Annotated in this window: 9 protein-coding genes and 2 riboswitches; of the genes, 5 read left to right on the top strand and 4 right to left on the bottom strand. The window is 48.6% G+C overall.

Annotated features, from left to right (window positions below; genetic code table 11):
- The 4 genes from Q3886_RS06585 to Q3886_RS06570 all read left to right on the top strand — a co-directional run.
- On the top strand, nt 1-1,189 hold a 1,189-nt coding region (locus Q3886_RS06585; RefSeq protein ID WP_301860446.1), incomplete at its 5' end, for a glycosyltransferase family 2 protein.
- 1 nt (nt 1,190) lies between these two features.
- The gene (surE, locus tag Q3886_RS06580; RefSeq protein WP_301860445.1) at nt 1,191-1,940 is read left to right on the top strand and encodes a 5'/3'-nucleotidase SurE; all 750 of its coding nucleotides are present in this window, start codon (nt 1,191-1,193) and stop codon (nt 1,938-1,940) included.
- A gap of 33 nt (nt 1,941-1,973) precedes the next feature.
- Entirely contained in the window at nt 1,974-2,453 is a 480-nt protein-coding gene (locus tag Q3886_RS06575) for a peptidylprolyl isomerase (RefSeq protein ID WP_301860444.1), read from the top strand.
- Nucleotides 2,454-2,456: 3 nt separating this feature from the next.
- Nucleotides 2,457-2,708, top strand: coding sequence for a GIY-YIG nuclease family protein (locus Q3886_RS06570; RefSeq protein WP_301860443.1), 252 nt, complete (start codon nt 2,457-2,459; stop codon nt 2,706-2,708).
- Between the two features lie 55 nt (nt 2,709-2,763).
- Here Q3886_RS06570 and Q3886_RS06565 read toward each other — a convergent pair whose 3' ends face one another.
- Nucleotides 2,764-3,204: a MarR family winged helix-turn-helix transcriptional regulator gene (locus Q3886_RS06565; protein WP_301860441.1), complete on the bottom strand. Its 441-nt coding sequence runs from the start codon at nt 3,202-3,204 to the stop codon at nt 2,764-2,766.
- Nucleotides 3,197-4,396, bottom strand: a complete 1,200-nt coding sequence (locus tag Q3886_RS06560) for an MFS transporter (RefSeq protein WP_301860439.1) — start codon at nt 4,394-4,396, stop codon at nt 3,197-3,199. Before Q3886_RS06560 ends, Q3886_RS06565 begins: the two co-directional genes overlap by 8 nt.
- Nucleotides 4,397-4,654: 258 nt before the next feature.
- A riboswitch (glycine riboswitch) is annotated at nt 4,655-4,734 on the top strand.
- Nucleotides 4,735-4,834: riboswitch (glycine riboswitch) on the top strand. It abuts the riboswitch before it with no gap.
- A gap of 112 nt (nt 4,835-4,946) precedes the next feature.
- Between Q3886_RS06560 and Q3886_RS06555 the strand changes: the two genes are divergently transcribed.
- A complete protein-coding gene (locus Q3886_RS06555) occupies nt 4,947-6,332 on the top strand; it encodes a sodium:alanine symporter family protein (protein WP_301860438.1) in 1,386 nt (461 codons plus the stop codon).
- Between the two features lie 53 nt (nt 6,333-6,385).
- On the opposite strand, the gene Q3886_RS06550 is transcribed toward Q3886_RS06555, so the two are convergent.
- Entirely contained in the window at nt 6,386-6,985 is a 600-nt protein-coding gene (locus tag Q3886_RS06550) for an N-acetylmuramoyl-L-alanine amidase (protein ID WP_301860437.1), read from the bottom strand.
- A gap of 15 nt (nt 6,986-7,000) precedes the next feature.
- On the bottom strand, nt 7,001-7,930 hold the full coding sequence (locus Q3886_RS06545; RefSeq protein ID WP_301860436.1) for a metal ABC transporter substrate-binding protein: 930 nt from the start codon (nt 7,928-7,930) through the stop codon (nt 7,001-7,003).
- Between the last annotated feature and the right edge of the window lie 141 nt (nt 7,931-8,071).

The following is an 8,071-nucleotide window of genomic DNA, read 5'->3' as shown; positions in this document are numbered from 1 at the left end:
GTATTATTTTATTCTGGCTGTATTCGGACTGATGAAGCGCAGAGAACAGATTACAGCAGCACCTAAATATACATTTGCTGCTGTTATTTGTGCACATAATGAAGAAGCTGTTGTTGGCCAGCTCATTGATAATCTGAAAGATCTGCATTATCCCAAAGATATGTATGATGTATATGTCGTTGCAGATAATTGTACGGACCGGACTGCCGCTATTTGTCGGGAACACGGTGCCATTGTCAAGGTTCGTACCAATGCAGAAGAAGTTGGCAAAGGCTATGCCATGGACTGGATGTTTTCGCAGATGCTGGCCCAGGAAAAGCAGTACGATGCTTTCGTTGTCTTCGATGCAGACAATCTGGTTCATCCGGAATTTCTGCGGGAAATGAACAATCACCTGTGCAAAGGGGAGAAAGTGATCCAGGGATATATGGATGCCAAAAATCCGACGGATACATGGGTAGCAGGGACATTTTCCATTGCCTTCTGGCTCATTAACCACATGTGGCATCTGGCCAAGTATAACATTGGCTTGTCTACGGCTTTAGGCGGCACAGGCATGTGCATTGCCACGGATATTGTACGCAAATACGGCTGGGGCTGTGACTGCCTGACAGAAGATATGGAATTTTCCATGAAGGTTCTTCTCGAAGGCGTGCGGACCTGCTGGGCTCATGACGCCATTATATATGATGAAAAGGCTTTGGGGTTTATGCAGTCCTGCCGGCAGCGGAAACGCTGGGCCCAGGGGCAGTGTGATTGCGGGGAACGCTTTATTCCCAAACTCTTTGTCCGAGGGATTAAGACCGGCAATATTCGCATGCTTGATGGCATCATTACCTTGTCGCAGCCCTTTTTTATGATGATGTCGACGATTTATGCTGTCATGGCATCGATTAATTCGTACATTCCCTTATATACCAACATTCTGTACCAGCTGATTCCCGTTCATATGTGGACTGTCATCGGTGTAGGACAGTATGTTATTCCCGTTCTCGTATTGCTGCAGATCAAAGTTCCCTTGAAATCATGGTTATACCTTATTGTATATCCTGTTTTTATGTACAGCTGGATTCCCGTCAATTTTCTGGGATTTAAAGACCGGCATAAAATGAAATGGAGTCATACGGTACATACCCGTGCCGTAAGTTATGACAGCGCAGCCTTGCTGCGAAAGGAGAATAAGAAATAGTATGCACATTCTGCTTACCAATGATGACGGACTGCGGGCGCCAGGCCTGCAGTTGCTGAAAAACGTGATGGCTCATCATGGATATGACCTTACTGTCGTCGCCCCGAACGGGCAGCGCAGTGCTGCGTCTCATTCCATGACGATTAACCGTTCGCTGTACTGTCAGGAACGTCAGGACGGAACTGTTCGGGAAATCGCCGTATCTGGAACGCCTGTAGACTGTGTGAAGCTTGCTATGGAATATTTCCTGCAGGACTGTCGGCCTGATCTCATCCTTTCCGGCATTAATGACGGCTATAATCTGGGCAGCGACGTTCTCTACTCCGGCACGGTGTCAGCTGCCATGGAGGGACCGTACTATCAGGTCCCGGCTATTGCTGCCTCCATGTGTCCCCTGACCGAGGAGCGGTGCCGGCAGACGGCGAATTTACTGCACGAACTCATACAGCGCGTCATCGTTAAGGGCCGGTTTCCCGGCATCCTCAACGTCAATGTGCCGCCGCAGGGAGAGATTTCGCTGGATAATATCCGCGTCGTGCCACAGACCGTTCAGATTTATCATAATGTCATTGCAGAACATAAAGATATTGATGACAGCGTATGCTACCGCATTGTCGGCGATATTGACATGAAACATGCGCCGGCATACAGTGATGTAGCTGCCGTCCGGGACGGCCATATTGCAGTAACGCCGCTCAAATGGCAGCAGACGGCCACGGCAGTCATGGATGAAGTAAAACAGTATTTGTAATTTTTTGAGATAGAGTACAGGGAGGTTTTATATATGGCAAATGAAGCAGTATATGCTGTGTTTCAGACCAATCGCGGCGATTTTACGGTGCAGCTGTTTCCGGAACAGGCACCCATTACGGTAGCTAATTTTAAAAAGTTAGCTGAATCTGGCTTTTATGACGGCACGATTTTTCATCGGGTCATTCAGGATTTTATGATTCAAGGCGGCGATCCTGAAGGTACTGGCTTTGGCGGTTCTGATGAAATGATTCCCGATGAATTTGATCCGTCCCTGACCTTTGCAGAACCGGGCGTGCTGGCTATGGCCAATGCCGGTCCCAATACGGGAAGCTCGCAGTTCTTTGTCACTGTCGTTCCAACGCCGTGGCTCCAGAACCACCATTCGATTTTTGGTAAAGTTGTCAAAGACTACGACGTCGTCGAAGGGATCAGCCGCGTCAAGACTAATCGGGCCGATAAGCCTCTGGAAGACGTAGTCCTCAATACGGTTAAGATTACGTCGGCACTGTAATACATGCCGTACTATACATATATAGTGCGCTGTGCCGATGGTACGCTGTATACAGGATGGACTGTAGATGTAGTAAAACGGGTTGCAGCCCATAATAGGGGCTGTGGTGCGAAGTATACAAAAACGCGCCGGCCTGTGCAGTTAGTATGGAGTCGGGAATTTTCCAGCAAGCATGATGCCATGCACTGGGAATGGCAGATTAAACAATGGACACGGGCTGAAAAAGAAGCGTTGTGTCGAAATGAAATAAAATAAGAGGCAGCTTCATGCACTTAGTAGTGTGAAGCTGCCTCTTATTTTATTTTACGGCTTACGTACGAATAGTCTGCAGAATCGTGTGAATGTATGAGTACAGCTGGTCACGGTCTGGTTGTGACAAGTTGGACAGGGCCTGACTGCGGTGGGCTGCGATGGCCTGTTGAGCCTGGGGAAACAGTGCTTTTCCTTTGGTGCTCAGGGAAATTCGTTTTTCCCGCCTGTCTCCAGGTGAAAGCGTGCGCGTAATCAGTCCTTTCCGTTCCATATTACTGAGTGTCTTGGATATGGCCGCATTTTCCACAGCCAAGGCGGCGGCGATTTCGCTTTGCGTGATCTGACTGTGCGTATGAACAAAGTTGAGTACAGACCATTCTGAACTGTACAGATCGAACTCTTTCAAGACGTCATTTACTCCTTTTGTAAAGGTGCGCATCGTTATATAAAGCGTTCGAATCAGCTGGTCATCAGGTATGGAAATGGATAGATTATTCATGGGAATTCTCCTGTGCAGATGAAATGGAAGAAACAGCGGGTCTGAAAAAATGATGATATACGAAGCCTGCCAGGAAGAGAATCATGGCGGCCAGTACAATATAGAACATGTGTATATAGCCGATAAAGCCGGCAACGCTGCCGAGCAGTATAATACCGCCGCTTGTGCCCGTATCGAGCATGTTATAGTATGTTGCGCTGGCATTACTGCGCCGTTCAGGCGGTACGGCATTGAACAGCCAGGTCATGAGTGACGGCATAATCAGGCCGGCGCCGGTTCCATAAAATACAGATGCTGTCATGAGATCGGCAAAGGTAGTGGCCCTGATGATGAGAAAAACTGCCAGCGTATAGGACAATATCCCCGGCAGGAGTACCCAGAATGGGCCCTTGCGGTCATACAGGCGGCCGCCAAAGGTACGGGTGAGAAAAATAAAGACCGTGCCAATAACGAAAAAGAATCCAGGCTGTTCAATGTTCGCTTCCTGGGCCATCAGGGCAATAAAGGTGTTGACGCAGCCGTAAGCAAGGCCAAATAACATGGTAAAAAAGGACGGAAATCCTGTCCCGGCCTCTACCAATCGGCTTTTCCAGGGAACGGACTGCTTCACGGAGCTGGGAGATGTGGCAGGTGCAGTATTGCTGCAGAACAGGGTGCTGCCAATGGCCAGGGCCGCTGCCAGCGAGGAAAAGCCAAACAGGCCTACAGGTCCCATATCCGTTAACAAGGCGACGCCTAAAGCCGGCGCAATTCCCATGGAGATCGTATTTCCCAGGCCAAAATATCCAACCCCTTCGCCGCGCCGTGACGGTGGAATAATATCGACAGCCAAGGCGGCTGCAAAGGTTGTCCCCAGGCCGAATCCAAGGCCCTGAATGATGCGGGCCGTCATCAACATGGGAACAGAGGTGAGAAAGGCGTAGCTCATGGTTGCGGCCAAGGTCAGGAAAATGCCGATATACAGGCAGTTCTTTTTGCCGAGAAGACGGACAAAATCATCGGTGAAAAAACGGATAAAAATGGCAGAAATACCGAAGATGCCGGAAATAAGCCCGATTTCTGTACCAGATGCACCGAGGGACGCAACGTACATTGGCAGCGTTGGCAGCAGACTGTGAAAACTGCCGAATAATAGGCCGTTTGCAATGATAATGGCAATAAACGGCATAGTCCATAATGATTTTTTTGACATGATTTCGCCCCTTTTGAACAACAGGTATGCATTCGCTGTTGATTAACTAGTTAACAATTCACGCAATACTTACTATACGGGTATTTTTCCTTTTCGTCAAGGTCCATTTTCCTTTGTCATTTATGGTATCATAACGGATTTATAATATTGCGCAGAAGACATACGGAAAATGTCCATTGTCATTACATTTTTGTAAGAAAGGGGCTTGCAAATTCCTGCAACTTGGAGTATAATTTCAATCAATCGCATATGACGTGGATGAAGCACACGGGAGAAGGCCTCAGGGCCTGCCGACGGAGTCAAACTCTCAGGCGTCCGAAATGGACGGGACCGTGTGCAGACACGACTCTGGAGAGTCCCGGCAAGGGCGCCGAAGGTGCAAGGAAGCACAGCTGTATTGCTTTCTAATCTCTCAGGCAAAAGGACAGAGGATAGCAGTTCTTCTTTTTTTGCTATGTTCTGACCTGTCTTCAGAGTAATGTGAAGACAGGTTTTTTTGTATTTATTGTATGTATCATCTATTAGACAAAGGTAAAAGGGGTTATGTAGGATGGAAGAATTGCTGAATCAAATTGACAGTTTTGTTTGGGGGCCGCCGCTGCTTATCCTGCTCATCGGGACCGGCATTATGCTGACCGTCCGGCTGCGCCTGCTTCAGGTAAGTCGGCTGCCGCTGGCAATGAAGCTGATTTTTACGGCCAAAAATCAGGGCGAAGGCGATGTGGACAGCTTTAAGGCCTTATGTACGGCCCTGGCAGCTACTGTCGGGACCGGTAATATTGTCGGCGTAGCAACGGCTGTGCATGCCGGCGGTCCTGGGGCTATTTTCTGGATGTGGATGGCTGCTTTTGTCGGCATGGCGACGAAATATGCCGAAGGCTGCCTGGCCGTAAAATATCGGACAGTAGATAAGAACGGCGACATTTCCGGCGGTCCTATGTATTATATTGAAAACGGCCTTGGCAAGAAATACAAGCCTTTGGCTGTGCTCTTTGCTTTCTTTGGCGTGTTGGTTGCCTTTTTTGGCATCGGTACATTTGCACAGGTAAACTCCATTGTTGAAATTACCCGGTTGACTGCCAATGTTCCTGTCGAATATACGGCAGTTGTTCTGACCATTGTCGTAGCAGCTGTTACCATTGGCGGACTGAAATCGATTTCCCGCGTTGCTTCTAAGATCGTTCCGGCTATGGCTATTATTTATGTCATTTCTTCTCTGGGATTTTTGATTACTTTCTATGACCGCATTCCGGCGGCAATTGAACAGATTATTGTCTGCGCCTTCACACCGACAGCTGCTGCCGGCGGTTTCCTCGGCGCCACAGTGCTGATGGCCATGCGTAACGGCGTTGCCCGCGGCGTATTCTCCAATGAATCAGGCCTGGGCAGTGCACCTATTGTGGCTGCAGCAGCCAAGACGAAATGGCCGGCTGAACAGGGGCTTATTTCCATGACCGGTACGTTTATTGATACGATCATCATCTGCACCATGACCGGCCTGGTTCTCGTCGTCAGCGGCTTGTGGACCGGCGATCTCAATGGCGCAGCTCTTACGAATGCTGCCTTTTTGCAGGCTTATCCCGGCTGGGGAAGCGTTATTCTGTGCGTTGGCCTGACCTTATTCGCCTTCACGACGATTCTCGGCTGGAACTATTACGGCGAACGGTGCGTAGAATATCTGGTCGGTGTCAAGGGCATTATGCCGTATCGCATTATCTTTATTGTCCTTGTTGCCTGCGGAGCCTTCATTAAATTAAACGTCATCTGGATTCTGGCCGATATCGTCAACGGTCTCATGGCTATTCCAAACCTGGTAGCTCTTATTGGACTGAGCGGCGTCGTCGTAGCAGAAACAAAGAAATATTATGCCCATTTGGCAGCTGAAAAGAATCAGACTGAAAGCGTAGCAGACAGTCAGGTTACGTCCGGTCATTAACTGTATAGAAAACTAAAAAGAGGGATATCTCCTTTGCGGGGACATCCCTCTTTTTAGTTTTCTATGTTTTTTACTCTGGCTGCTACCTGCTTTCGCAGCCACGGCAGGTGGGCATAGTAATTTCGGCCTGGACAGGCTGTTTCATTCAGATCGCGGTGGCCGACAATGGTGGAAGAGCTAGGCTGTATATGGTACCGCCAGCATAAGTAGGACAGCAGGTGAATGACACTGGACAGCTGTTGTTTTGTAGGTTCATACGTTTCAAAATCGCCGACAGAGACGATGCCGACAGAGGTCTGATTATATCCATAGCAGTGAGCACCTACTGTGTGTTCCGGCCGCCCCTGTTCGATGGTGCCGTCTTTATGAATGACGTAGTGATAGCCAATGCCGGCCCAGCCATTCTGTAAATGCCACTGGTGAATGTCGGCAGCTGTTACATCCCGGTTCGTACCGCCAACGTGGTGAACGATCAGGAGATTTGTTAATTTTCGCGGTTCCAGCGCTTCTGTAAAATGAAGGGGCGTTCCCTCTATCGGTGGCCGAATGACAGCGCTGCCCGTACGGTCAGCACCTAGAACTGGCAGTACGGGCAGCAGGGACCACGCAGTGAGAGAAGCGAGGGACAGCTTGAAAAATTCACGGCGAGTCATAGGGCATATTCCTTTTTATTGCATAGCCGCATAGATTTCTTCCAGATTTTCCTTCATGCGGTCCAAATAGGTTTTCGTTCCTTCGCTGCCTTCCATCGTATGGATGACCTGTGTCTTGGCACCTACTTCTTTGGCCAGGGTTTCCGATGTTTTAGGGCTGACTGCTTCTTCTACAAATACCGTTTTTACCTGATGTTCTTTGCAGTAGCTTACCAGTTCTGCCAGGCGCTGTGCACTCGGTTCACCGCTGGCAAAGACGTCTTCCACGCTGTTTTGAGTCAGACCAAAGTCACGGCATAAATACGCGAAGGCAGCGTGGCCTGTTACGAGGTCTTTGCGCGGTGCATTCTGGAATTTTCCTTTATATTCGTCTAACAGTTTCTGCAGCTGACCATTGTATTCGGTTGCATTTTTCTGATAGAAATCGGCATTCTTGGGGTCGGCTTTAGCCAGGCCATCAGCAATATTTTTTACTTCTGCCTGTGCGTTGACCAGGCTGAGCCATGTGTGAGGATCATTGGCGCCGTGTTCTTTGATTTCATCAGGATCGGTCAGAGCAATCGGTTCAATGCCTTTTGTGGCTTCCACAACGGTAAGTTTGGAATTGTCCGCAGCCTTTATGGCCTCCTGGGCCCATGGTTCCATGCCAAACCCGTTGTATACGAATAACTTGGCATCATGAAGCGATTTCATATCTTTTGGGGTCGGCTGAAAATCATGAGGTTCCGTGCCGTCGGGAATTACGGAAACAATGTCGACTTTATCTTTGCCGACAGCTTGTACGAATTCTTTCATGGCATTAAAGGAAACGGCTACTTTGACTTTTTCTGTTCCAGATTTTTCTGCTCCGGACTGCTGCTGTGCAGGACTGCCGCAGGCAGAAAGCAAGGTAAGCGACAATACTGCCGCTGCGAATAGAGCGACTATTTTTTTCATGTAACTCATCCTCCTAGATTTCTAAAAATAATGCAAACGAATTGCATCTGCAATGCGGTTGTTATCATAGCACGAATTATAAAGCTTGTCAAATGCAAGTGACTTGCATTTCGCGATGCTGAGCAGTATAATACACATATTGTATATAAA

The organism is uncultured Megasphaera sp. (assembly GCF_958350005.1).
GTDB lineage: Bacteria > Bacillota > Negativicutes > Veillonellales > Megasphaeraceae > Megasphaera.
The sequence above is the reverse complement of the archived record's forward strand: the minus strand, read 5'-3'. Positions and strand labels throughout refer to the sequence as shown.

Coding starts and splice junctions, on each gene's coding strand:
- Q3886_RS06575 (WP_301860444.1), top strand. CDS start 1,974: ATGGCAAATGAAGCAGTATATGCTGTGTTTCAGACCAATCGCGGCGAT.
- Q3886_RS06550 (WP_301860437.1), bottom strand. CDS start 6,985: ATGACTCGCCGTGAATTTTTCAAGCTGTCCCTCGCTTCTCTCACTGCG.
- Q3886_RS06555 (WP_301860438.1), top strand. CDS start 4,947: ATGGAAGAATTGCTGAATCAAATTGACAGTTTTGTTTGGGGGCCGCCG.
- Q3886_RS06565 (WP_301860441.1), bottom strand. CDS start 3,204: ATGAATAATCTATCCATTTCCATACCTGATGACCAGCTGATTCGAACG.
- surE (WP_301860445.1), top strand. CDS start 1,191: ATGCACATTCTGCTTACCAATGATGACGGACTGCGGGCGCCAGGCCTG.
- Q3886_RS06545 (WP_301860436.1), bottom strand. CDS start 7,930: ATGAGTTACATGAAAAAAATAGTCGCTCTATTCGCAGCGGCAGTATTG.
- Q3886_RS06560 (WP_301860439.1), bottom strand. CDS start 4,396: ATGTCAAAAAAATCATTATGGACTATGCCGTTTATTGCCATTATCATT.
- Q3886_RS06570 (WP_301860443.1), top strand. CDS start 2,457: ATGCCGTACTATACATATATAGTGCGCTGTGCCGATGGTACGCTGTAT.